This is a genomic window from Ottowia sp. (assembly GCF_035444425.1).
GTDB lineage: Bacteria > Pseudomonadota > Gammaproteobacteria > Burkholderiales > Burkholderiaceae_C > Ottowia.
The window spans coordinates 1-22,080 of the sequence record NZ_DAOMOQ010000034.1 but is presented as its reverse complement, the minus strand read 5'-3'; the positions used below and the strand labels follow the sequence as shown (position 1 = coordinate 22,080).

The 22,080-nt window shown below is 66.9% G+C and carries 20 protein-coding genes; 7 read left to right on the top strand and 13 right to left on the bottom strand.

All coding sequences use genetic code 11. The features are described 5' to 3' along the window. Positions 1-87: 87 nt before the first annotated feature. The 6 genes from PK606_RS12535 to PK606_RS12510 all read right to left on the bottom strand — a co-directional run bounded on the left by PK606_RS12535 (position 88) and on the right by PK606_RS12510 (position 6,264). Complete coding sequence (locus PK606_RS12535) at positions 88-723, bottom strand: LysE family translocator (RefSeq protein ID WP_324564484.1); 636 nt, start codon at positions 721-723, stop codon at positions 88-90. A gap of 230 nt (positions 724-953) precedes the next feature. After that, entirely contained in the window at positions 954-1,592 is a 639-nt protein-coding gene (locus PK606_RS12530; protein WP_324564482.1) for a heme-binding beta-barrel domain-containing protein, read from the bottom strand. Positions 1,593-1,669: 77 nt separating this feature from the next. Beyond that, entirely contained in the window at positions 1,670-2,356 is a 687-nt protein-coding gene (locus PK606_RS12525) for a glutathione S-transferase family protein (RefSeq protein ID WP_324564480.1), read from the bottom strand. A 190-nt stretch (positions 2,357-2,546) separates the two neighbouring features. Beyond that, positions 2,547-3,089 carry an MgtC/SapB family protein gene (locus tag PK606_RS12520; protein WP_324564478.1) on the bottom strand — a complete coding sequence of 181 codons (543 nt, stop codon included), beginning with the start codon at positions 3,087-3,089 and terminating at the stop codon, positions 2,547-2,549. Positions 3,090-3,129: 40 nt separating this feature from the next. Beyond that, on the bottom strand, positions 3,130-4,098 hold the full coding sequence (locus tag PK606_RS12515) for a complex I NDUFA9 subunit family protein (RefSeq protein WP_324564476.1): 969 nt from the start codon (positions 4,096-4,098) through the stop codon (positions 3,130-3,132). 87 nt (positions 4,099-4,185) lie between these two features. Further along, positions 4,186-6,264, bottom strand: coding sequence for a lytic transglycosylase domain-containing protein (locus tag PK606_RS12510; protein WP_324564474.1), 2,079 nt, complete (start codon positions 6,262-6,264; stop codon positions 4,186-4,188). Between the two features lie 9 nt (positions 6,265-6,273). Here PK606_RS12510 and PK606_RS12505 point away from each other — a divergent pair, with 9 nt between their 5' ends. Both PK606_RS12505 and ppk2 read left to right on the top strand, forming a co-directional pair. Beyond that, complete coding sequence (locus tag PK606_RS12505) at positions 6,274-6,864, top strand: 5-formyltetrahydrofolate cyclo-ligase (protein WP_324564472.1); 591 nt, start codon at positions 6,274-6,276, stop codon at positions 6,862-6,864. Positions 6,865-7,012: 148 nt separating this feature from the next. Then, positions 7,013-8,227, top strand: a complete 1,215-nt coding sequence (gene ppk2, locus PK606_RS12500) for a polyphosphate kinase 2 (RefSeq protein ID WP_324564471.1) — start codon at positions 7,013-7,015, stop codon at positions 8,225-8,227. Positions 8,228-8,275: 48 nt separating this feature from the next. On the opposite strand, the gene PK606_RS12495 is transcribed toward ppk2, so the two are convergent. The 5 genes from PK606_RS12495 to PK606_RS12475 all read right to left on the bottom strand — a co-directional run bounded on the left by PK606_RS12495 (position 8,276) and on the right by PK606_RS12475 (position 13,452). Beyond that, positions 8,276-9,034 (bottom strand): ABC transporter ATP-binding protein, encoded by a 759-nt coding sequence (locus PK606_RS12495; protein WP_324564469.1) that lies wholly within the window; start codon positions 9,032-9,034, stop codon positions 8,276-8,278. Beyond that, positions 9,034-9,861: an ABC transporter ATP-binding protein gene (locus tag PK606_RS12490; RefSeq protein WP_324564467.1), complete on the bottom strand. Its 828-nt coding sequence runs from the start codon at positions 9,859-9,861 to the stop codon at positions 9,034-9,036. Before PK606_RS12490 ends, PK606_RS12495 begins: the two co-directional genes overlap by 1 nt. A gap of 20 nt (positions 9,862-9,881) precedes the next feature. Continuing rightward, positions 9,882-11,030 carry a branched-chain amino acid ABC transporter permease gene (locus tag PK606_RS12485; RefSeq protein ID WP_324564464.1) on the bottom strand — a complete coding sequence of 383 codons (1,149 nt, stop codon included), beginning with the start codon at positions 11,028-11,030 and terminating at the stop codon, positions 9,882-9,884. A 2-nt stretch (positions 11,031-11,032) separates the two neighbouring features. After that, a complete protein-coding gene (locus PK606_RS12480) occupies positions 11,033-12,061 on the bottom strand; it encodes a branched-chain amino acid ABC transporter permease (protein ID WP_324564462.1) in 1,029 nt (342 codons plus the stop codon). A gap of 110 nt (positions 12,062-12,171) precedes the next feature. After that, positions 12,172-13,452 carry a substrate-binding protein gene (locus PK606_RS12475; protein WP_324564459.1) on the bottom strand — a complete coding sequence of 427 codons (1,281 nt, stop codon included), beginning with the start codon at positions 13,450-13,452 and terminating at the stop codon, positions 12,172-12,174. 268 nt (positions 13,453-13,720) lie between these two features. Here PK606_RS12475 and PK606_RS12470 point away from each other — a divergent pair, with 268 nt between their 5' ends. The 4 genes from PK606_RS12470 to PK606_RS12455 all read left to right on the top strand — a co-directional run bounded on the left by PK606_RS12470 (position 13,721) and on the right by PK606_RS12455 (position 18,962). Next, positions 13,721-15,367 carry a helix-turn-helix domain-containing protein gene (locus tag PK606_RS12470; protein ID WP_324564456.1) on the top strand — a complete coding sequence of 549 codons (1,647 nt, stop codon included), beginning with the start codon at positions 13,721-13,723 and terminating at the stop codon, positions 15,365-15,367. Between the two features lie 130 nt (positions 15,368-15,497). After that, positions 15,498-15,884: a response regulator transcription factor gene (locus PK606_RS12465; RefSeq protein WP_324564454.1), complete on the top strand. Its 387-nt coding sequence runs from the start codon at positions 15,498-15,500 to the stop codon at positions 15,882-15,884. A gap of 61 nt (positions 15,885-15,945) precedes the next feature. Beyond that, the gene (locus tag PK606_RS12460; protein ID WP_324564452.1) at positions 15,946-16,221 is read left to right on the top strand and encodes a hypothetical protein; all 276 of its coding nucleotides are present in this window, start codon (positions 15,946-15,948) and stop codon (positions 16,219-16,221) included. Beyond that, a complete protein-coding gene (locus PK606_RS12455; RefSeq protein ID WP_324564449.1) occupies positions 16,221-18,962 on the top strand; it encodes an ATP-binding protein in 2,742 nt (913 codons plus the stop codon). Before PK606_RS12460 ends, PK606_RS12455 begins: the two co-directional genes overlap by 1 nt. Here PK606_RS12455 and PK606_RS12450 read toward each other — a convergent pair. Further along, a complete protein-coding gene (locus PK606_RS12450) occupies positions 18,953-19,321 on the bottom strand; it encodes a hypothetical protein (RefSeq protein ID WP_324564446.1) in 369 nt (122 codons plus the stop codon). The two genes, PK606_RS12455 and PK606_RS12450, sit on opposite strands and share 10 nt — an antisense overlap. Positions 19,322-19,706: 385 nt before the next feature. Between PK606_RS12450 and PK606_RS12445 the strand changes: the two genes are divergently transcribed. Next, positions 19,707-20,846 (top strand): P63C domain-containing protein, encoded by a 1,140-nt coding sequence (locus tag PK606_RS12445; RefSeq protein ID WP_324564444.1) that lies wholly within the window; start codon positions 19,707-19,709, stop codon positions 20,844-20,846. Between the two features lie 175 nt (positions 20,847-21,021). Here PK606_RS12445 and PK606_RS12440 read toward each other — a convergent pair. After that, positions 21,022-22,080, bottom strand: a 1,059-nt coding sequence (locus PK606_RS12440) for an IS5 family transposase (RefSeq protein ID WP_324564441.1), incomplete at its 5' end; no start/stop codon positions are given.

Here is a 22,080-nt window from a genome sequence, read left to right as displayed (position 1 = left end):
TTGCGCGTTGAGCGGATTGGCTCGATCCGGCGCGGCGGTTCCTGGCATTCACGCTGAGCGCTCAAGCCCGAACACGAAACCTCCGCATCAGCGCTCGACCAGCGCCAGCCGCAGCGCCAGGCCGGCGAACACCAGCGAAGCCGCGCGATTGAGCAGCCGCTGCGCCCGCGCCGAACCGCCGAGCCGCGCGCGCAAGGCGTCGGCGGCCAGCACCACGGCACCGAACACCAGCGTGGCGGCGACGATGAACAGCGCGCCGAGGATGACGATCTGCGCGGCCACCGAGCCGCGCTCGGGCTGCACGAACTGCGGCAGCAGCGCCAGGAAGAACAGCACCACCTTGGGGTTGGTCAGGTTCATCACCACGCCGCGCAGCATCAGGCGCGACCACGGTTTCGGTGCGGCCGGCGCGGGACTGCTACCGGCGGCCAGCATCACGGGCGCGCGCCAGGCGCCCCCGGCCAGGTACAGCAGGTAGGCGGCGCCAGCCAGCTTGAGCAGGGTGAACGCCGTGGTCGACGCGGCGAACACCGCCGCCAGCCCAAGCGCGACCGCCAGCGTGTGCAGCATGACGCCGATCATCAGGCCGCTGAGCACGGCAAAGCCGGTGCGCCGGCCGCCGGTGGCCGACTGCATCAGCACGAACAGGTTGTCGGGACCGGGCGCCAGCGCCAGCAGCACGGCGACCGAGAAAAAGGCCAGGGCGGTTTCCAGCGTAGGCATGTGACGAGGTGGTGATCGCGGATCGGCGCGCATCAACTCGCGCCATCGGACGCCTATCGTAGCGGCCGCGTCCACTCCGCCACGCGCGCACGCTGATCACGGACGATGCGCGCGGATCACGACCTTGTTACGGGCGCCCGAGCTTCACCGCGCACGGCGCCCTGCCTGATCAATGACAAACCGGGCGGCCAGCGCCGCACGCCGTCCCGGCAGCGCGCAGTCGGCCCGTGTCAGGCGTGCTCGACCCCCGGGTGGTAGCTCTTGACGCCGTGCAGCGTGTTGCGATCGGTGTGGTGCATCTCGCCACCGGCGGCGGCCAGCTTGAGCAGCAGGTCGGACACGTGGGGGGAGCTGCCGTCGTCGTGGAACGTGAAGGTGCTCTGGAAGTCCTTGATCTCGGCGCGCTCGAGCAGATATTTGTTCTGCACCAGGCCATAGGACGGCGATCCGGGCGTGGCCTTGAAATGCAGTACCTGCTCGTGCGGCCCGGCGTCGCCGCCGGCCAGCATGGCAATGCCGCGCCGGAACACCACGGCGCGCATGACCTGGCCGGTGGCCTTTTCCCACAGCAGGTAGCCGACCTCGTCGTGGAACCGGATCATGGCTTCCTCGCCATGGCGCCAGGCGGTCATCTGGTAGGTCACGCCCTCCAGTTGCTGCCGGCCGTTTTCCTGCTTCGGGATCGGGCGGAACCAGGCCTTCTCAAAGTAGCCGGTTTCGCCGGTGACGTCATCCTCGTTGTGGAACGACAGATCGACGCCGACGTTGCCCTCCCATTCGCCCACCAGCGGTGTCAGCGGCCCCAGTCTTTGGGGCCAGGAATGTCTGCCATGACGGGCTCCTTCTCGTGGTTGACAAGGCTCCTGCACTACCCCGCGACCATTGTCTTGGTCCGGGTAGTGTCGTTGCCTTGCCAACGCTGGACGACCATCGGACTGTCGGCCATTCAGTCACGACCCAGGCGATACGGTTCCTCGAAGGCACGGAAATCGTGCTCGGCCAGCGCGCCGTCGATCCAGGCCTTGACGCCGGGCGCGGCACACAGGCTCTCGATGTAGCCCGCCACCTCGGGCGGCACCGGCAGCTCGTAGGTGCGGATGCGCATCACCGTCGGCGCGAAGAAGGCGTCGGCAATCGAAAAGCGCCCGAACAGCAGCGGCCCGCCATGCTCGGCCAGCAGTTGCTGCCACATGCCGGTCAGGCGCTGCAGGTCGGCGCGCACGCCGGGCTGGTCGCGCAGCGCCAGGGCGCCGACCTGCGGCAGCCGCGCCTCGATGTTCATCGGGCAGGCGCCGCGCAGCGCGGCGAAGCTGCTGTGCATCTCGGCGCAGACGCTGCGCGCGCGGGCACGCTCGGGCACGCCGCGCGGCCACAGGTGCAGTTCCGGGAACTGCTCGGCCAGGTACTCGGCGATCGCCAGCGTGTCCCACACCACCAGATCGCCGTCGACCAGCACGGGCACCCTGCCAGTGGGCGAGACATCGGCCAGCGTGCGCTTGAACTGCGAATCGGGGTTGAACGAGTCGAAACGCACCGTCACTTCCTCGAACGGAATCCCGGCTTGCGTCATCAGCACCCAAGGGCGCATGGACCACGACGAATAGTTCTTGTTGCCGACATAGAGTTTGAGCATGGTGTCTTCCTTGTCTTGGGCGAGCGATCATGCCGGCGCTGTCACGGCGGCAGGCTGATACGAACCACCCGCGTGGCAGGCGCGCGATCCGCATCGTGCGCATTGAGCCACGAGCCGGACAAGCCTGCACGCGGCGTTGGTAATCGGCAGCGAAAAAGCTTGCGACGACGGCCGCATCGCCGCCCGAGCGTCAGGACTGCGCCTGCTCGCCGGGCGGCGCGCCCGGCTGGTCCGCGCCGCGCTTGCCGCCCGGGTGGACCAGGCGCGGGATCAGCGTGAACACCGCCAGCGCCAGCGCCGCCGTGATGATGGCGGTCACCTCGCGGCCGAGTCCGCAGGCCATGCCGATGGCGGCGGTCAGCCACAGGCCGGCGGCTGTGGTCAGGCCCTGGATATGGTCCGCGCCGCCGCTGCCGCCATGCTTGAGGATGGTGCCGGCACAGAGGAAGCCGACGCCGGCCACCAGGCCCTGCATGACACGGCCCAGGTCGCCCAGCGTCATGCCCATCTGGCTCGGCAGCAGCACGAACAGCGCCGAACCCAGTGCCACCAGCATGTGCGTGCGCACGCCGGCCGACTTGCCCTGGCTCTCGCGCTCGTAGCCCAGCAGCAGACCCAGCGCCAGGGCCAGCGACGCGCGCAGCAGGATGCGCAGCGCCTGCTCCAACTCCGGCACATCGGAAAATTCGGACGCCACGGCCTGACCGACCGTGGTCCACAGCGACTCGTTCATGCACCGAGTCTGCGGCGCCGCGGCGCGCCTGTCTGTCGGCTCAGCGCCTGGCCGAGCGTCGGTACTGATCCAGCCTGGCCTGCAGGCCGGTCTGGCCCAGGTACTGCGGGCCGACCGCCGACAGCGGCGCCGCCCGGATACCGAGCGACTCCAGCCCGGGCAGCTGGCCGCCGGCGACGTTGTCGACCTTCATCGAATCGAGGTTGTCGCGGCTCATCAGCGGCTGGCCGGGCATCCATTCCATCGCCAGCGCCTGCAGCCGGCCCAGCGCCATCGGCACGCCGACGACGGGGCGCCCCTTGCCGGCACCGATGCCCGACCAGCGTCCGGCCGCCTTGACCAGCTCGCGCAGGGTCCACACCTCGGGGCCGCAGAGTTCGTAGGTCTGGCCGATGGTGGTGTCGTCTTCCAGGCAGGCCACGACCGCTTCGGCGACGTCGCGCACCCATACCGGCTGGAAGCGCGCGTCGCCGCCGGCCAGCGGGATCACCGGGAAGATGCGCTGCAAGCCGGCGAACAGGTTGAGGAAGCGGTCCTCGGCGCCGAAGATCACGCTCGGCCGCAGCACCGTCAGCTGCAGCGAGCCGACCTGCGCCGCCTGGCCCAGCACCGCCTCGCCGCGCGCCTTGCTGCGTTGGTACTTCGACGGGCCATCGGCCGCCGCGCCGAGCGCGCTGATGTGCACCAGCCGGCGCCCGCCGGCCTGCGCGCAGGCCTCGGCGATCCGGCGCGGCAGCTCGACGTGCACGCGCTCGAACTCGCTCTTGCTGCCGTGCAGGATGGCGACCAGGTTGATCACGGCGTCGTGCTCGCCCACCAGCCGCGCCAGCGTCGGCGCATCGAACACGTCGGCGACCACGGCCTCCACCTTGGGCTGGTGCCACAGATGGCGCGCGTTGGTCAGCCGGCGCGTCGGCACCGTCATGGCCACACCCTGGCGCTGCAGGCGCTCGACGATATGGCGGCCGACAAAGCCGGATCCGCCCAGAATCAGCACACGTTGCGTCATGAAATGCCCTCCAGTCTCAAATCACAACCCGGCCGCACCATAGCAGCGTTCAGCCACGCCGCCATCGTGCCCGAGCGGCGGCGGCCGTCAAGGCAAGTCCTTCGTCAGCACCGGCTCATCGATCGGCGCCGGCCCGACGCTGCCGAGCCGACTCTTCAGCGACTGCGGCCGTCCGCTCAGGATGGCGGCGTAGTCGGTGGTGTTGGACAGCACCTTCTTCACGTAGTCGCGCGTCTCGCCGTAGGGAATGGTCTCGGCCCAGATGGCGGCCTCCAGCGTCGGCCCGTTGCGCCAGGCGCGCGGGCGATTCGGGCCGGCGTTGTAGGCTGCGGCGGCCAGCGGCATCGAGCCGCGGAACTCGTCCAGCGCCAGCTTCAGATAGCTGGTGCCGATCAGGATGTTGGTGTCGAGCTCGTTGATCTGCCCCGGCGTGAAGCCGTCCAGCCCGATCTTGCGCGCGGTCCAGCGCGCCGTGGCCGGCATGATCTGCATCAGGCCCGAGGCGCCGACGCTCGAGCGCGCGTCCATGATGAAGCGGCTTTCCTGCCGGATCAGCCCGTACACGTAGGCTGGATCGAGGCCGATGGCCTGCGCCTGCCGCACCACGGCGTCGCGGTGGGGCATCGGGAAGCGCTGGGTGAAATCCATGAACCCGCGGGTGCGCTCGCTGGTGTTGATGCAGCGGTCCCAGATCCGGTGCTGGCAGGCCAGGTCGGCGGCGGCGTAGAGCTCGCGGTCGGGCTTGCCGCCGGGCTGGTGCAGGTTGGTCCAGTAGTTCCATTCACGCACACCCTCGCTGCGCAGACCGAGCCCGATCGCCAGCAGGGCGCGGCGCAGGCCGGGATGGGCGCGGGCCCAGTCGCGCTCGGCCGCCGTCAGCGGCTCGGGCGCGGGCGGCGTGGCGATCGGGCGGCCCAGCTCCTCCAGCGCCAGCTTCTCGTAGAAGCCCTGGACCCCGGCGATGCCTTCCAGCAACTGCTGCGCCTGGGTGCGGTCGAGCTCGCTGCGCGCCAGCGCCAGCCGGGCGCGTGCCAGCCAGTAGGTCCAGGCGGGATCACGGCGCGCGTCCTGGCTCATCGCCTCGACAGCGTCCCGCACCATGCGCCAGTCGCCCTGGCGCAGCGCGGCACGCACGTTCCAGGCCAGCAGGTCGTCGCTCAGGTCGGCGCGGCGCGTGACCCGGGCGAAGTGCGCCTGGGCGCCGTCCTGCAGCTTCAGCGTAGCCCATTTGCCGATCACGGCCCAGACCCAGTTGCGCTCTTCCGCGGTCAGCTGCGCGGCCCATTTGCCGCTCATCTGCGTCGCCGCCTGGTCGGGGTCGTCGACCGCCAGCTTGATCAGGGCCAGCGTCACCAGCTCCTGGCGCTTGCGGGTCACCACCGGCGCGCGCGCGTTGAGGTAGCGGATGGCGCTGTTCTGGATCTGCGCCACCTCGGTCGCGGCGTCGGGCGCATCCAGCTCGACCGCCGCACGTGCCAGCGCGGCGCGGTTGCTCTCCATCGCCAGGCGCGCCTTCCGCCACAGATCCTGATAGGGCAGCTTGCCGGCCTGGTGCAGCAGGTCGGCGGCCAGCAGGCAGCCGTCGTCGAGATTGCGCTGGGCGAACCAGTCGTCGCGCACCTGGGTCACTGCCTCCGGACTGATCTCGCGGCCCTGGTAGGCATCCATCGCGACCGCGTAGCAGCGTACCTCGCGGTCGTCACGCATGCGAAAGCGCGGATAGTGGGCGGCAAAGCTGGCCCAGTCGCTGCGCTTGCCCGACACCAGCAGCCAGTCGTTGCGCAGGCGGTCTTCCTGGTAGGTACCGGCGTAGCGTGCCAGGAAGGCCTCCACCTCGGGCGCGCTGGCTTCATCCAGCCGCGCCTTCAGTTCCCAGTAGGCGGCCCAGGCCTCCAGCGGATGGCCGGCAGCCTGCGGCAGCAGCGCCGCCAGGCGGGCGCGGTCGTTGCGGCGATAGGCTTCGCGCATGTCGAGGATGACGCCGTCGCTGGGCACCACCGCCGGGGCCGGCAGGGCGGCGGGCGCCGGCGGCGGGCTGACCGGCGCCACAACCGGTCCAGGCTGTGGCGGCGCCGCGCCCTGGGCCATCGCCACCGGCGCCGTCAGGGCCCACAAGAGCAGCCAACCCGGGGCCCGCAAGGGTGTCAGAATCTTCCAACCACGCATCGACCCATTATGAGCAAGTTCGACAAGAAAACCCTGCGCGAACGCCTGGTGCAACAGCGCCTGCGACTGGAAGACCGGCTGGCGCGCATCGATGCGCTGCAGGACATCCTGCGCATCTGGCTGATCGGCCGGCCGGACACGGTGATCGGCGCCTACTGGCCGATCAAGGGCGAGTTCGACCCATTGCCGGCGCTGCACCGCTGGAAGGAGGACGGCGAGCTGATGGACGAGCCGCAGCGCCGCCGCATCGGCCTGCCGGTGGTCGACAAGCTGCACAAGACGCTGAGCTTCCACGCCTGGTACCCGGGCTGCGAGATGGAGGAGGACGCCTACGGCATCCCCAAGCCCAAGAACACCGAGCTGATCGTGCCGACGCTGCTGGTGGTGCCCTGCGTCGGTTACGGGCCGGGCGGCTACCGGCTGGGCTACGGCGGTGGCTTTTACGACCGCACCCTGGCCGCGCTGCAGCCGCGCCCGTTCACCGTCGGGCTGGGTTTCACCAACGGTTTCATCGACGATTTCGAGCCGGAACCGCACGACGAACCGCTGGACGCCATCCTCAACGACAACGGCGTGGTCTGGCCGGTGGCCAGGCGCTGACGCGCCCGTGGACTTCTTCACACAGCCTTGCCCGACTTGTGGGCTTTCTTGACCGACATCAAATTATCCGGTTCTGACCGGTAGATAGTGAGGTGGTTGCCGTGCGACGCCACCGCACATCTTTTTGCCAGCAGAAGGTCGACCCACCATGGACAAAGCCAGTACGCCGCGCAAGACGGCCGCCACCCGAGCGGGCAGCAAGCGCCCGGCGATGAAGAAATCCGCGCCCGGCACGACCGGCGAGGCAGCGGCCGCATCGGATGCCGGCACCCAGGTGCGTCCGGTCAGGAAGGGCGACACGCCACCTTCGCTGGCACCGCGGGCGATCGAGCGCTTCGTGGTCGAGAACGCCACGGTGGCGGCGCGCGACAAGCAGCTGGCGGCCGCGCGCCGACTGGTCAGCGACGAGCGTGCCGGCACGCCAGCCGAGCGCGCGCAGGCGCTGCGCGCCATCCTCGACGGCGCTTCGGCGGACGACCGCCAGGCGCTGCGCGAGGCGCTGCGCGAGCAGGACGCGCCCGTGCTCGAGCGCATCAATCCCGACGAGGAACTGGCCGACGACTGGCGCGACGGCGGCTACCCGTACAAGAACCTGCTGCGCCGCTCGACCTACGAGAAGCACAAGTTCAAGCTGCAGGTCGAACTGTTGAAGCTGCAGAGCTGGGTCAAGGAAACCGGCGCCCGCGTGGTGATCCTGTTCGAGGGCCGCGACGCCGCCGGCAAGGGCGGCACCATCAAGCGCTTCATGGAACACCTGAACCCGCGCGGCGCCCGCACCGTGGCGCTGGAAAAACCCAGCGAGGTCGAGCGCGGCCAGTGGTACTTCCAGCGCTACGTGCAGCACCTGCCGACCTTCGGCGAGATCGTGCTGTTCGACCGCAGCTGGTACAACCGCGCCGGCGTCGAGCGCGTGATGGGCTTCTGCACCGACAAGGAATACCACGACTTCATGCGCCAGGTGCCCGAGTTCGAGCGCCACCTGGTGCACTCGGGCGTGCATCTGATCAAGTTCTGGTTCAGCGTCAGCCAGGACGAGCAGCGCCGGCGCTTCAAGGAACGCGAGGGCCACCCGCTCAAGCAGTGGAAGCTGAGCCCGATCGACAAGGCCAGCCTCGACAAGTGGGACGACTACACCCTGGCCAAGGAGCAGATGTTCTTCGACACCGACACCGCCGACAGCCCCTGGACGGTGGTCAAGAGCGACTGCAAGAAGCGCGCGCGCCTCAATGCCATGCGCTACGTGCTGCACAAGCTGCCCTACAGCGGCAAGGACCTGCAGCAGATCGGCAAGCTCGACCCGCTGATCGTCGGCCGCGCACACGTGGTGTACGAGCACGGCGAGCGGCCGCAGGCGCTGATCTGAGCACCATGGCAGCGCCGCGGCCGCGGACGGCCCCGGCTGCGGGCCGCCTCAGATCGCCAGGTACTCGTGCCGCAGGTCGGCGTTGTCGAGCACTTCCTTCGCGGTGCCGGTGAACGCGACTTCGCCGGTGTCGAGGATCACCGCATCGTCGGCCAGCCGCAGCGCGGCGACGGCGTTCTGCTCGACGATGATGGTGGTGATGCCCAGCGCCTTGATCTCGTGCAGGATGCGCTCGATCTCCTGCACCACCGTCGGTGCCAGCCCTTCGTAGGGTTCGTCCAGCAGCAGCAGCTTGATGTCGCGCGCCAGCGCGCGCGCGATCGCCAGCATCTGCTGCTCGCCACCCGACAGGGTGATGCCTTCCTGCGTCCGGCGCTCGGCCAGGCGCGGGAAATGCGAGTAGATGCGCTCCAGCTCCCAGCCGCGGCCGGGCGCGACCTGGGCCAGGATCAGGTTCTCCTCCACCGACAGGCCGGCGATGATGCGCCGGTCTTCCTGCACCAGCTGGATGCCGGCCTGGGCGGCGCGGTAGCCGTGCAGCGGGTGGATGGCTTGGCCGTCGAGCCAGATCTCGCCTTCCTTGAGGGTCGGCATGTCGGCCCGCGCGATCAGGCGCAGCGTCGAGGTCTTGCCGGCGCCGTTGCGGCCCAGCAGCGCCAGGATCCGGCCCTTCTGGATGTCGAAGGACACGCCCTGCACGATGTAGCTGTCGCCGTAGTAGCCGTGCAGGTTGCGCACCGAGAAGAAGGCGCGCTCGCCGGCAGCCGCGGTCGCGGCCGGCTTGCGTTCCATGACCATGGCGTTCATCAGGCGGCTCCTCCCAGGTACGCGGCTTGCACGCGCGGATCGCCGCGCATCTGCTCGGGCAGGCCCTCGGCGATGACCTCGCCCTGCGCCAGCACCGACATGTAGTCGGACAGTGAAAACACCACGTGCATGTCGTGCTCGATGATGACCTTGGTCATGTCCTTGCCGCCGATGCGCTTGAGCAGGTCGATGGTGGTGTTGGTGTCGTGGCGCGACATGCCGGCGGTCGGCTCGTCGAGCAGCAGCAGGCGCGGACGCTGGATCAGGCACATGGCCAGTTCCAGCCGCCGCTTGTCGCCGCGCGACAGCGCGCCGGCGTGCGTGGTCTTGCGGTCGACCAGGCCGACGTCCTCCAGGATGTGCTCGGCCTCCTCGCGGATCTGGCGCTCGCGGCTGACCGAGCGCAGGAAGTTGACCTTGAACGCACCGTCGCGCCGCGCGAACGCCGGCGCCATGACGTTGTGCAGGATCGACAGGTCGGGAAAGATCTCGGGCGTCTGGAACACGCGCGCGATCCCCAGCTGGTTGATCTCGTGCGGCTGCTTGCCGGTCAGCACCTGGCCGTTGTAGATCACCGCGCCGCTGGTTGGCGGCAGCCGCCCGATGATGACGTTCAGCAGCGTCGACTTGCCGGCGCCGTTGGGACCGATGATGGCGTGGGTCGAGCCCTTGCGCACCCGCAGGTTGACGTCGGACAGGGCGCGCAGCCCGCCGAAGCTCTTGTAGACATCGGCGACGTGCAGCACGATGTCCTGGTCGGCCGGTGCGCTGTTGACCGCGCTCGCCGCGTGGCCGTTCAACGTGGCAGTGGAGGTGGTGGCATCCATGCGTCTCGTCTCCTCGCTGCTCAGGCCGGCCGCGGTTTCAGGGCGCCGCTGGCGCCGCTGCTGCTGGAACGGCGGCTGAAGCGCGCGCTGACGCGGCGCACGCCTTCGACGATGCCGCCGGGCAGGAACACCACCACCAGCACGAACATCAGGCCCAGCGTCAGGTGCCAGCCTTCGCCGACGAACTTGCTGCTGATCGTGACCACCAGCTCCTGCACGCCATCGGGCAGGAAGTCGAAGAAGCGGTTCAGCACCTGATCGTTGAAGGCCGACAGGATGTTCTCGAGGTACTTGATGATCCAGGCGCCGATGACCGGCCCGACCAGCGTACCGACGCCGCCCAGGATCGCCATCAGCACCACCTCGCCGGAGGCGGTCCACTGCATGCGCTCGGGGCCGGCGATCGGGTCGGTGACCGCCAGCAGGCCGCCGGCCAGGCCGGCGTACATGCCGGAGATCACGAACGCCGCCAGCGTGTACGGCCGGATGTTGAAGCCGGTGTAGCTCATGCGGGTCTGGTTCGACTTGATGCCGCGCAGCATCATGCCGAACGGCGAGGCGAAGATCTTCTGCGAGACGAAGAAGGTCAGCAGCAGCATCGCGGCGGAGAAATAGAAGCCGTAGAAACCATCCATCTCCAGGCCGAACAGGCTCGGCGTCGGCAGGCCTTCCATGCGCTCGCGGAACATCATGTCGATGATGCGCGGGTCGTTGCGGGTCAGCAGCAGGCCGGTCTCGCCCTGGGTGATCGGGGTCAGCACCGAATAGGCCAGGCTGTAGCACATCTGCGCGAAGGCCAGCGTCAGGATGGCGAAGTAGATGCCGCTGCGCTTGAGGCTCAGGTAGCCGATCACCACCGCGAACACGCCCGACACCAGCACCGCCAGGATCACCGCCGGGATCACGTTCATGGTGAACAGCTTGAACGACCACACCGCGGTGTAGGAGCCGATGCCCAGGAAGGCCGCGTGGCCGAACGACAGGTAGCCGGTCAGGCCGAACAGGATGTTGAAGCCGATCGCGAAGATCGCGAAGATGACGAACTTCTGCAGCAGGCCGGGGTAGGCGGCGCCGAATGGCGCCAGCCAGATCGGCATGGTCAGCACCACCAGCGCGAAGATCGCCAGCTTGATGGTGTCGCGTCGGTCGAGGAAGAACAGCGACTTCATGCTCAGGTCTCCATGACGCCACGGCGTCCCATGAGGCCGCGCGGGCGCACCAGCAGGATCACCACGGCGACGAAGTAGATGATGATCTGGTCAATGCCGGGGATCAGTGATTTCACCTCGGTCATCGAGGCAAAGGATTGCAGGATGCCGAGCAGGAAGCCCGCCAGCACCGCGCCCGGCAGCGAACCCATGCCACCGACCACGACCACCACGAAACTGAGCACCAGGAAGTCCATGCCGAGCGTGTAGTTCGGCGACAGCAGCGGCGTGTACATGACGCCGGCCAGGCCCGCCACCACCGCGGCGACGCCGAACATGATGGTGAAGCGGCGGTCGATGTTGATGCCCAGGAAGGACACCGTCTGGCGGTCATTCATGCCGGCGCGCACCACCATGCCGAAGGTGGTGAAGCGCAGGAAGGCGAAGATGATGCCGATCAGCACCAGCGAGAACAGCAGGTACACCATGCGCCACCACGGGTAGGTGAGTTGCCCCTCGCCCATACCGATCCAGGCGCCGATGTCGGCGGCGCCGCGCAGGGCCTCCGGCATCGGCTGCGGAATCGGGTTCGGGCCGAAGAAGCTCTTGACGATCTCCTGCAGCACGATCGCCAGTCCGAAGGTGACCAGGATCTGCTCGGCGTGGGTGCGCTTATAGAAGTACTTGATCAGGCCTCGCTCCATGGCGACGCCGATCAGCAGCATCACAGGAATGGCCAGCAGGATCGACAGCGGCACCGAGTAGTCGACCATGATCGCGCCCCATTCGCCGAACCAGTCCTGCACGATCGGCGTCTTGATCTCGACCGGCTGGCCCCAGGGCGTCATCTGGGTCGGGTCGGTGCGCACCGATTCGATCGTCAGCAGGTAGCGGAACGCCACGGCGCAGAACGCACCCAGCATGAACAGCGCGCCGTGCGCGAAGTTCACCACGCCAAGCGTGCCGAACACCAGCGTCAGGCCGAGCGCGATCAGCGCGTAGGCACCGCCCTTGTCGAGCCCGTTCAGCAACTGCGCCAGGATTGCATTCATGAGCGCTTGTCTCCACCTCGTCGTTGTCGTGTCCCGCCGCAGCCCGGCCGTCCATGCGGCCAGGCTGCGGTCGGGGCTGCCAGTCGTCAGTCAGCAGGCCGGCGGCCGCGTCAGCACATGTTCGGCTCGTAGGGACCGAGCTCGCCACCGAAGATCTTCGGGTCGTAGGTGACTTCCTTGCGCGTGGCCTTGCCGATGACGCTGAGCACGTCGAACTTGCTGGTCGGCTTCGGGTTGCCGCGCACCACCAGCACGTCCTTGAAGCACTGGTGGTCGGTGTCGCGGTACAGCGTCGGGCCGTTGCCCATGCCGTCGAACTCGAAGCCTTCCAGCGCCTTGATGACCTCGGGCGGGTAGAAGGTGCCGGCACGCTCGCAGGCATCGGCGTACAGGATCGCCTGCACGTAACCGGTGTGCGAGGACTGCGACGGCGGCTGGCCGTAGGCCTCGCCGTACGACTTGGTGAACACCTTGGATCCCTCGTCCGGCAGCGCCCAGTGCCAGTTGGAGGTTCCGATGATGCCTTTCACGGCCTCGCCGGCGCCCTGCGCCATCAGCTCGGAGAACATCGGCACCACGATCTGGAACTGTTTGCCGTTGACCTGCTTGTCGCGCAGGCCGAACTGCACCGCCTGCGGCAGCGAGTTGACCATGTCGTGACCGTAGTGGTTGAGGATCAGCACGTCGGCACCCGAGTTGGCCACCGGCGTCAGGTACTGCGAGTAGTCGCCCAGGCCGAGCGGCGAACGCACCGTGGCCACGGTCTTCCAGCCGAGCGCCTCGGTCGCCTTCTTGATCGACTCTTCCTGCGTCCAGCCCCAGGTGTAGTCGGCGGTGATGTGGTAGGCCTTGCGGTCCTTGCCGTACTCCTTGGCCAGGATCGGGGCGATCGCCACGCCCGACTGGTAGGCGTTGAAGAAGTGCCGGAAGCCGTAGCGCCGCTTGTCCTTGCCGGTGGTGTCGTTGGAGTGCGTCAGGCCGGACATGTAGATGATGCCCTTCTCCTGGCACAGCGCCTGCTGCGCGATCGCCTCGCCCGAGGTCACGCTGCCGGTCACCATGATGACCTTGTCGCGCTCGATCATGCGGCGCGCGCCGTCGCGCGCGGCGTCGGTCTTGGTCTGGGTGTCGCCGCTGACGAACACGACCTTCTTGCCCAGCACGCCGTTGCCCTTCAGCGCCTTCGGCTTCAGGGTCTTGAGCAGGCCGCCATCACCCTCGCCGTTCAGGTGCTTGACGGCGAGCTGGTAGCCCTTGAGCTGGTCCGCGCCCTCTTCGGCGTAGCTGCCGGTCTGCGGCACGTTGAAACCGAACGTGACGGTCTTGCCGGTCGGGTTGTTGCAGAAGTTCTTCTGCGCCCACGCGTTGCGGACGAAGAAGAACGGGCTCACGCCGGCGCTCAGGATCCCCGCCGTGCCCGCCCGCAATATCGTGCGGCGATCTCGATTCTGTCCTTGATGTGCCATGCTTGTCTCCTAGGCTGTTTGGGTAAAGGAATGTCCAGGCCATTCACTGTGGTATCCAGTTGCAACTTGGTCAATGAACATTGGCCGCACAGGGACTTTCCTGTAAAGTATTGAATAGTTACAGTGTCAACTTAGTAAATCAATTGACGTGCGGGCAGTTTTGTCCGCACGCGCAACGACCGCCCCGAACCCCATGCCCGCACCGATCGGCACCAAGCTGCGCCAGCAACGAAAGTTGCGCGGACTGCTGCAGGCCGACCTGGCTCGCGCGGCCGGCATCTCGCCGAGCTACCTGAACCTGATCGAGAACGACAAGCGCCAGGTCGGCGGCGCACTGTTGCTGCGCATCGCCTCCGAGCTCGGCATCGAAGTCGAGGAACTCAGCGGCGAGAAGGAGCAGCGTCTGCTGGATGAGCTCAGCGAGCTGCTGTCCGATCCGGTCATCGGCGGCGTCAAGGTCGAGCCCGGTCAGCTGCACGATCTGGTGGCGCAGCTGCCGACCGTGGCCCAGGCGCTGCACCGGCTCTACCGCGGCTACGTCGATGCCAGCGCCAGCGTCGAGACCTTCGCCAACCGGCTGAAATCCGACCCGCTGCTGTCGCGGCTGCTGCACCAGATCCTCAGCCACGTGACGGCGGTGCGCTCCAGCGGCGAGATCATCCGCAGCGTGCCGGATCTGAGCCGGCTGCAGCAGCACCGCTTCCTCGACACCATCGACCGCGAGGCGCGCAGCCTGTCCGACCTGGCGCGCGCGCTGATCGCGTACTTCGACCAGTCGGTGCGCACGCGGCCGGCGCTGTCGCCGGTGCGCGAGGTCGACGACCTGATCATCGGCGAGAACAACTACTTCCCGCGACTCGAGGACGCCGCCGCCAGCCTGCGCGCCGAGATCGAGGCCGCCGGCGATTTCGGCGAAGCGACGCTGACGCAGCTGCTGGCGCAGCGCTTCGCCGTGCAGGTGCAGGTCGCCTTCGCCGCCCACGCCGGGCACGAAGGCCTGTCGCAGGATTTCGGCTTCAACGCGGAGGAGCGCGTGGTCTGGTTCCAGCGCACCACCAGCATGGCCACGCGCCAGTTCCAGCTGACGCGGCTGCTGGCCGAGCTGACGCATGGCGAGCTGATCGACGAGCATGTGCACGATCGGCGCCTGACCACGGCCAGCGCGCAGCGCATCGCCTACCGCGCCCTGGCCTCGTACGTGGCCGGCGCCACCGTGTTCCCCTACTCGCGCTTCCTGGGCGATGCGCAAACCCACCAGTACGACATCGATCGCCTGCGGCAGGCCTATGCCGCCAGCTTCGAGCAGGTCGCGCACCGGCTCGTCACGCTGCGCCGGCCGAACGAGCAGGGCATCCCGTTCGGCTTCCTGCGCGCCGATCCGGCCGGGCGGCTGACCAAGCACTTCCCGCTGCCGGGCCTGCAGTTGGCCAACACCGGCCACGCCTGTCCGCTGTGGGTGATCTACGCGGCGGCGCACAGCCCAGGCCAGATCCTGCGTCAGGTGGTGCAGTTTCCGGACGGCGCGCGCTACCTGTTCCTGGGCCGCGCCACACCCAGGGGCCTGGCCAGCTACCACGCGCAGCCCTTCCATTCCTCGGTGATGCTGGCCTGCGACCTGCTGCACGCCGACCGCATGGTCTACGGACAGGGACTGAAACTCGATGATCCTGCGCTCGATGTGCCGGTCGGGCCGACCTGCCGGCTCTGCATCCGGCGCGAATGCGAGTACCGGCAGGAGGAGGCGCTCGACGTCTTCGGCGAGCGCCCCAACCTGCGCCTGCCGCTGGTGCCGCGCGACTTCCCGGCGCCCGATCCGGACCCGGCGGGGGCTGACTCGTGATACCTTTCGGCTGGGGAGCCTTGGCGCGGCTGAATCACAATAGGAACGAATTGGCGGCCGTGTGCGCCCCGGCCCATCGCAGCATGGGCGCGCGGACCCGGCCAACCAGGCCCATGGCGACGGAGACAACATGATCGACGTGCTGATCGCGGAAGATGAGCCCGGCATCCTCGATTCGCTGGATTTCATCCTGCGCCGCGCGGGCTGGACCATCGACACCGTGACCGACGGCGACGCCGCGCTGGCGGGTGTCCGCAAGCTGCATCCGCGCGTGCTGGTGCTCGACCTGATGCTGCCCAAGCGCAACGGCTTCGAGGTGCTGAAGGAACTCAAGGCCGACCCGGCGACACGCCACATCCCGGTCCTGATCCTGACGGCCAAGGGCCAGCAGCACGACCGCCGGGTGGTCGAGGAACTCGGCGCCGACGGCTTCGTCACCAAGCCGTATGCCAACGAAGACGTGATCAACGCGGTGCGCCGGCTGCTGGAATCCAACCCGGCGAGCGGCGAATCCTAGCGCGGCCCGGCGCACGCACCATGACCCAAGCGCGCCGCGTGCAACCCAGGCGAGCCTAGCGATGCGGGCGCGCAAGGAGCCATCGGGTGGAGCCGGCCGCAAGCGCGAGCACACCGCCCTCCTGCTGCCGGTCGCCGCGGCGCTGCTGATCGTGCCGCCGCTGCTGAGCCTGTTCGGCGCCCGCCTCCTGCTGTTCGGCGTGCCGCTGCAGACCGTCTACCTGTTCGCCGCCTGGCTGGCGATGGTTGCTGGCGCGGCCCTGCTGGCGCGCTGGCTACCGGACTCCGATGTCGACGAGCAGGCCGAGCGGCCCCGGCACGACAACGGCGAACCCTGATGCTGTCGGCCGACCTCGTCATCCTGGCGGCGATCGCCTACGTCGGCCTGCTGTTCGCGCTGGCCTTTGTTTCCGACGCGCGTGCGCGCAAGGGCGATGGCGCGCTGCTGCGCTCGCCGCTGGTCTACACGCTGTCGATCTCGGTCTACTGCACCAGCTGGACCTTCTACGGCGCGGTCGGCACGGCGGCGCGCGTCGGACTGGAGTTCCTCGCAATCTACCTCGGCCCGACGCTGGTGTTCATCGGCTGGTGGTTCGTCCTGCGCAAGCTGGTGCGCATCGGGCGCGTGCAGCGCATCACCTCGATCGCCGACCTGCTGTCCTCGCGCTACGGCAAGTCCAGCCCGCTGGCGGTGCTGGTGACGCTGATCGCCATCGTCGCCGTCACGCCCTACATCGCGCTGCAGCTGAAGGCGATCACCACCTCGATCCAGGTGGTGTCTGCCGCCGCCCCCTCCAGCGGCGGACCGCTGCGCGATCTGCACGAGATCCAGCTGGCATTTGGCGTCGCCGCGATGATGGCGCTGTTCACCATCCTGTTCGGCACGCGCAACGTCGATGCCAAGGAACAGCACCACGGCGTGGTGGCCGCCATCGCCTTCGAGGCCATCGTCAAGCTGCTGGCGCTGCTGGCGGTGGGCGCCTTCGTGGTGTTCGGCGTCAGCGGCGGACTGGATCAAATCTACCTGCGCGCCGAGCAGGCCGGCATCGACGTCTTCGCGCAGCAGCAGTTCGGCAGCCGCTGGATCGCACTGCTGGTGCTGTCGGCCACCGCGGTGCTGTGCCTGCCGCGCCAGTTCCAGATCACGGTGGTCGAGAACGCCAACGAGAACCACCTGCGCACCGCCAGCTGGGCCTTTCCCGGCTACCTGCTGCTGGCCAGCCTGTTCACGCTGCCGATCGCTCTGTACGGGCTGACCGAGCTGCCGGGCGGCTCGAACCCGGACATGTTCGTGCTCACCATCCCAATGGCCAGCGGACAGACCGGCCTGGCGCTGTTCGCCTTCATCGGCGGCTTTTCCAGCGCCACGTCGATGATCATCGTCGCCTCGATCGCGCTGTCGATCATGATCTCGAACCACATCCTGCTGCCGCTGGCGCTGCGCCAGTCCCGCACCATCGACCTGTCGGGCGATCAGGGCATCGCGCGGCTGCTGCTGAAGACCCGGCGGCTGTCGATCGCCGGCATCCTGCTGCTCGGCTTTCTCTACTTCTGGATGACCACCGGCTCCGACGCGCTGGCGCCGATCGGCCTGATCTCGTTTGCCGGCGTGGCCCAGTTCCTGCCCGCCATGCTGGCTGCCCTGTACTGGCGCGAAGCCACCGCCAAGGGCGCGCTCGCCGGCATCCTGGGCGGCTTCCTCATCTGGGCGTGGACCATGTTCCTGCCCAGCTTCGAGAGCGCCAGCCCCGGCGTCGCCAAGCTGCTGCAGACCGGCCCATGGGGTATCGCGTACCTGCAGCCGCAGGCGCTGTTCGGTCTGACCGGGCTCGACCCGCTGGTCCACTCGGTGTTCTGGAGCCTGTTCGTCAACACGGCCTTGCTGACCGTGGTCTCGCTGGCTACCCGGCAGAGCGTGCGCGAGCGCATTCAGAGCACCCAGTTCGTCGACGTCTTCAGGCATCCGGCCGGCCTCGAGTCGACCCTGATCGGCCGCTCGGCCACCACCAGCGACCTGTTCTTCATCGCCGAGCGCGTGCTGGGTTGGGAACGCGCACGCGAGCTGTTCGCGGCCGCCACCGAGAGCGAGCGCTTCACGGTCGGCCAGTCGGAAGTGCTGCCCGGCTTCATCGGCCAGCTGGAACGCGAACTCGCAGGCTCGATCGGCGCCGCCTCGGCGCACATTCTGCTGTCCAAGGTGGTCTCGGGCACCGACATGTCGCTGGAGGAATTCATGACCATCGCCGACGAGGCGCAGCAGGTGATCGAATACTCGCACGAGCTCGAACGCACCTCGGAAGCGCTGCGCCAGACCGCCCAGCAGTTGCAGCACGCGAATACGCTGCTGCAGGAGTTGCATCAGCAGAAGGATGACTTCCTGTCGCAGATCAGCCACGAAGTGCGCACGCCGATGACCGCGATCCGTTCGTTCTCGGAGATTCTGCTGGACGACAAGGACCTGACCCCGGCCCAGCACGACCGCTTCACATCGATCATCCAGGAGGAAAGCAAGCGCCTGACCCTGCTGCTCGACGAGATCCTCGACATCAGCGCCCTGGAGCACGGCGAGAGCGACTGGGACAACCGACCGACCGACCCCGACGAGGCCATCGAGCACGCGCTCGAGGTCTGCGAAGGGCTGGCGCACCAGCGCGGCATTCAGGTCCGTGTCGGCACGCGTGTGGCCGGAGCCCGGATCAACGCCGATGTCAACCGCCTGTGCCAGGTGCTGATCAATATCCTCTCGAATGCAGTCAAGTACAACAACGCCGCCGACCCGGTCATTCAGGTCGATTCATCGATCGCGGGCGACCGCTACCGGATCGAGGTGGCCGACAACGGCCCCGGCATCCCTCCGGAAATCCGCGCCAGCCTGTTCCACAAATTCGTCCGCGGCCGCCACGACCCATCAGCCCCATCGATCAGCTCGGGACGCGGACTCGGCCTGAACATCAGCCAGACCATCGTCACCAAGATGGGTGGCGAGCTTGAGCTGGTCGACGGCCCGCTTGCGGGAGCCTGCTTTCGTTTGAGTTTTCCGCTGCTGACCAGTCAGGGATCGCCGGACGCTCATTCATAAGAGCATATTGGCGCCAATGACGGATCCGTGTTGAAACACTGGGTCGTGCATACGAAAGGTGCGCGCCAATCGCGAGAAAGCTCTGTTCTCATCGCCTGACTGCTGAGGCTGCTCACGGCCTGAATGATGTCCAACCCCGAGTTCCTACCAACCACCTCATCCTGCTTCTTAACTTGGACGTCAAGAGGGCCCAGTTCGCTCATGTCGTCCAAGTAAACCGTTTGAGCACCTGTAAGGATGGCTTCGGCCAGTTCGGGATGCAGGCCGCCGTCAAACTCGCGGACGGCCGCACGCTCCTCAAACAGCTCACGCAGGTTGGCGTTCAGGCGGGCCAGCAGATCGGCCACAACTGGGTCCATCGGTTCACTCCTTTCGGGCACAAAAAAGGCGCTCGGAGGCGACGTTGCGGCAGTTGCGGAAGTTGCGGGTTCACGGAGTATGGGCGTGCCGCCGGCACAGCTCCAGCACCGCCGGGTCACCCCGCGCACCACGGACCGTTACGGGCGCATGGTGGCGGATGTGGAGTGCCAGCAACAGGACGCCGGGGCATGGATGGTGCGCAACGGCTAGGCGATGGTGTTCACCCGGTACGCCAGCCAGCATGTGCACCTGTACCCGCTGCAAAGGCAGGCCGAAGCAGAGCGCCTGGGGCAGTGGGCCATGCTGAACGAGGGCCGGGAGCCAGTGCCGCCGTGGGAGTGGCGTAGGATGCCGAGGGAGGCTCAATAGCAAGCATATAAAGGCTTGCTCACCGATATGCTTGCTGCTTACAATAGCAAGCATCATCAACTATCGGCAGCAAGCATGAGCGACAGCAAAGACGATCAGACCGCGCAGCAACTCGGCGGACAAGCGCGCGCGCAGCGACTTACGCCAGCACGGAAGAGGGAAATTGCGCAGAAGGCGGCAGCAGCGCGTTGGGCCGCAGTTTCCGGCCTGCCAAAAGCTGTAGCTGAAGGAACTCTAATCATCGGCGATCTGCATATCCCTTGTGCTGTTCTTGATGACGCCAACAGCACGCGAGTGTTAACGCAAGAGGGATTTCTGACCGCCATCGGACGTGCCGGCAAGGCAAAAGGCGGGGAAGGTGCTACGGTCGACGGATTGCCAGCTTTCATGCGCGCAAACAACCTAAAGCCATTTATCGACAATGACTTAGTAGAGTCGACAACTCCGCTTGAATTTGTGCCTTTGCGCGGTCCTGGCTACCAAGGCAGGGCATTTGGCTACAAGGCATCACTTCTACCTGGCGTGTGCTGGGTCTATCAAGACGCCATGGTGGCCGGCAAGTTGCTTCCCAGCCAAACGCACATCGGCCAAGCCTGCGGCCGCTTCTTGAAGGCGCTGACGAACTACGCCATCGAGGACTTGGTGGATATTGCCACCGGCTTCGAGGATATGCGCAAACGTCGGGCTATCGACAAGATCATTGAGCAGTATGTCGAGAAAGATGCACAACCATGGGTCAAGATGTTTCCCCTCGATTTCTATCGGCACATCTACCGCCTCAACGGCTGGGCGTTTGACCCTGAAAACACCAAGCGCCCGGGCGTAGTCGGCACCTGGACTAACGACATCTACGACAGACTAGCACCCGGCGTCAGAACTGCGCTGCATGATCGTGTTCGTCGCAACGAGCGCGGTAGGCCCACTCAGAAGCTCACGCAGTACCTGAACCCGACAAATGGGAAGCCGCATCTTGAGCGCCTGCTAGAAGGCGTGATCCTGCTGATGCGCATGTCATCCACTTGGGCCAACTTCAAGTTGCTGCTCGACCAGTTCTATCCGAAGTTCGGCGATACACACCAGCTCCCATTCGATGGTGAGCGCGTGTACCGATTGGACGCCGCACCGGCGCAAACGCAGATGATCAAGACTCACTAAGTCTGCCCACTCCCACCACAGCCCGCCTAGCAGGCTGCTGAAATATTTCCCCTGCGCGCGAGCCTTTTCCTTGGCGTTTCGAGTGCATTTTTGGCGCTCTTTCATATCTTGAAATCAAGGCTTGCGATTTCGGCGGTTTTCGTTTCCCCAGGCCCGTTTTCTTGCGTTTTTGCACTCACATCCGCCCCTGCAGACGCAGTTGTCCCAAGGTGCGCAGTCGCGTGAGGTTGTAGCCAGCCATCGTCAGCACGAACACCTGGTCAACCTTCTTGAGCCCGCGCACCAAGACCTGGCGCATGTGCCCCACGGTCTTGGCCCAGCCAAAGCCTTGCTCGATCAGCTTTCTCTTGCGCTGCGATACGGCGTAGCCTTCGCTGCCCGCAATGGCCTCAGGCACCGCAGACTGGCGTCCCGATTTGTTCTGCGCCACATGGGGCAATACGTTCATCTCCTGCAATGCCTCGATGAACTCCCGGGCGTCATACCCTTTGTCTGCACCCAGCGTGAGGGTGACAGGCTCATGATCGGGCAGAGCCTGGCGAGCGTCATTGACCATGGCCTTGGCCGCTTCACGCTCGGCGTAGCCGTCGGCGTGGGTCACCACGGCATTGACCACCAGCCCATGGCGGTTGTCGGTGAGCGTGTGACCCATGAAACGTAGCTCGCTGGCTGTTTTGCCTTTGCGGTACAGCCGTGCATCTGTGTCCGTGGTCGATGTGTGGGTGTCGTTGCTGCGCATCTGGCCTTTGAAGTTGCCTGCGTCGCTGTTGTCGTCATCGTGCGGGCGATCTTTGCGTACGAAGCTCTTGTGGCTTGCCCAGGCCTGGATCAGGGTGCCGTCCACGCTGAAGTGCTCGCCCGAGAGCAGTTCCTGTTCCTGCGCTTGCTGCACGGTCTGGTTGAAGAACTCGATGACAGCATCGTGCTTGATCAGACGTTCACGGTTTTTGCTGAAGACGGTAGGCACCCACACGGCATCGTCCATGGCCAGGCCGATGAACCAGCGAAACAGCAGGTTGTATTGGGTCTGCTCCATGAGCTGGCGCTCCGAGCGCACGCTGTAGAGCACCTGAAGGAGCATGGCACGCAGGAGCTTCTCGGGGGCAATGCTGGGACGCCCGCCTTTGATGTCGGCTGCATACATCTGCGCAAACAGACCATCCATGTTCGCCAGGACTTTGGTAAGCGTGGCCTCACCACCCTCTTGAACTGAGCGCGAGGCTGGGCGAGCATG